Below are 1946 nucleotides of genomic sequence, written 5' to 3' on the forward strand. Positions count from 1 at the left end.
ATCCCCTGGGCGAAATGCGCCTGGTAAGCAGAGTTTTTGAAATGTAAGGCCTTTGAATAAGACAAAAGGCTGCCTCATCGCTAACTTTGCAACAGTGCCGCGCGACGAGCAGCAGCACCAGGAGCAGAAGCACGTCGAGAAAAAGCAACAGCAGATCGAGCAGCGCCCACGGCGGGCCGCTCGCATCGGATAAGGCGAAAAATCCGGCTAAAGTGGCCGAGCTGCACATCAGGCCGCGCGGTTTTCCTCCCTGATCGCCGGCGCGGTTTCTTCCTCCCTGAACCGCATGCAGACTTGCCGCCTCGGACACCCCGAGGCGGTTTTTTTTCGCCTCGCTCGAGCATCGCCGCATCCGACGATGCCGAGACGACCAGGCCGCGCACGTCGAGCTGCAGCATCGCCATTGCCGACGATGGCACCAGGTCGCCGGCGGTGGCCACCGACCTCGAGCTCGCATCGCCACATCCGACGATGCGCGCCGGCGTCGACCATCGCCAGGTCTGACGATGGCGGCCGCCCTGCCCTGGATCTCGCATCGCCATTTCTGGCGATGAGATCCACGGAGCGGCCATTTAGACCCGCCAATAACGACCCGGCCAAGATAAATCGCATGACGGCCTTTTTGGCCGGGGGTAGCATGACCGGACACTTTGCGTATGCCCAAAGGAGCCCGCAAGTATGCGCAGGACGAAGCCAGTAGCCGCGCCGATGGTGGCGCGGGTCTATCTGCGCGTCAGCACCGACGCGCAGGACTTGGAACGCCAAGAGGCGATCACTACGGCCGCGAAGGCCGCCGGCTACTACGTCGCCGGCATCTACCGTGAGAAGGCATCCGGCGCACGCGCCGACCGGCCTGAGCTGCTGCGCATGATCGGCGACCTACAGCCCGGCGAGGTGGTCATTGCCGAGAAGATCGACCGCATCAGCCGCCTACCTTTGCCCGAGGCCGAGCGCCTGGTGGCCTCGATACAGGCCAAAGGCGCAAGCCTGGCCGTCCCTGGCGTGGTCGATCTATCCGACCTGGCGGCCGAGGCCCAGGGCGTCGCCAAGATCGTGCTGGAAGCCGTGCAGATCATGCTTTTTCGCCTGGCCTTGCAGATGGCCCGCGACGACTACGAGGACAGGCGCGAACGCCAGCGCCAAGGCATTGAGTTGGCCCGCCAGGCCGGGCGGTACAAGGGCCGCCGTGCTGATCCGAAGCGCCGCGCCCAAGTTGTCGCGCTGCGCAAGTCCGGCTACAGCATCAACAAGACCGCCGAGCTGGCCGGGTACAGTGCGGCCCAGGTGAAACGGATATGGGCCGAGGTCAGCCAGGCCGAAGCGAAGCAGCACGGCGCGTTCGTGGAGGACGCATTGACGGAAGCCGATGCCCTGGCCGCTGTCGGCCAGGATGAGCGCCAGGAGGAAAGGGCATGAAGAAGCCGAACCAAGACGACGAGCCGTTTTTCATCACCGAGGAGATTGCGGCCGAAATGATCGCCGGCGGCTATGAGTTCGAGCTGCCGCCCATTCCTTGCACCATCCGCCTACGCGACGTGCTGGAGCGCATGACCGATGCTGAGCTAGCATTGCAGCCGGGCGAGATCGCCGACCAGGAGCGTGAACGCTGCCGGCGCAAGCCGTGTTCAACCTCATGATCTGGTCATGGTATTTTTCATGGCACTGAGCCTGATAGTTCTTGCAAATTGTTGTCACTAAAGGGTTTTGTGTGCTTGTTTACAATCGAGTGGGTATCGGAGACGAAGAAGGACAAGGTACATGCTGACCGATACCAAGCTGCGCAATCTCAAGCCCAGGGACAAACTCTACAAAGTGAATGACCGGGAAGGTCTCTATGTGGGGGTCGCCTCAGAAAACGGAATCTATGGTCACTCCCGTTTTTGCAACACCGATTTTGACGACAAGTTGGCTTGCTTGAATCTATCCGGCGTCTGAATGGGATTTTA

3 protein-coding genes and 1 pseudogene are annotated in these 1946 nt (G+C 61.5%); 3 read left to right on the top strand and 1 reads right to left on the bottom strand.

Annotated features, from left to right (window positions below):
- On the bottom strand, window positions 1-352 hold a 352-nt coding region (locus tag ACNQ0W_RS25015), incomplete at its 3' end, for a hypothetical protein (protein WP_417933288.1).
- A gap of 326 nt (window positions 353-678) precedes the next feature.
- On the opposite strand from ACNQ0W_RS25015, the gene ACNQ0W_RS25020 reads away from it, so the two are divergent.
- The 3 genes and pseudogenes from ACNQ0W_RS25020 to ACNQ0W_RS25030 form a co-directional block, all read left to right on the top strand.
- Window positions 679-1416 (top strand): recombinase family protein, encoded by a 738-nt coding sequence (locus ACNQ0W_RS25020; RefSeq protein ID WP_001446887.1) that lies wholly within the window; start codon window positions 679-681, stop codon window positions 1414-1416.
- Complete coding sequence (locus ACNQ0W_RS25025; RefSeq protein ID WP_000743213.1) at window positions 1413-1637, top strand: hypothetical protein; 225 nt, start codon at window positions 1413-1415, stop codon at window positions 1635-1637. Before ACNQ0W_RS25020 ends, ACNQ0W_RS25025 begins: the two co-directional genes overlap by 4 nt.
- A 121-nt stretch (window positions 1638-1758) precedes the next feature.
- Window positions 1759-1863: pseudogene (locus ACNQ0W_RS25030) on the top strand (Arm DNA-binding domain-containing protein); the annotation flags it as partial.
- Window positions 1864-1946: the final 83 nt, after the last annotated feature.

Origin of the sequence: Enterobacter cloacae complex sp. 6730903, from assembly GCF_048283985.1 — a bacterium.
GTDB lineage: Bacteria > Pseudomonadota > Gammaproteobacteria > Enterobacterales > Enterobacteriaceae > Enterobacter > Enterobacter hormaechei_C.

What these genes read in the sequence shown, in the direction of transcription:
- ACNQ0W_RS25020 (WP_001446887.1), top strand. Translation starts at nt 679, where the DNA reads ATGCGCAGGACGAAGCCAGTAGCCGCGCCGATGGTGGCGCGGGTCTAT.
- ACNQ0W_RS25025 (WP_000743213.1), top strand. Translation starts at nt 1,413, where the DNA reads ATGAAGAAGCCGAACCAAGACGACGAGCCGTTTTTCATCACCGAGGAG.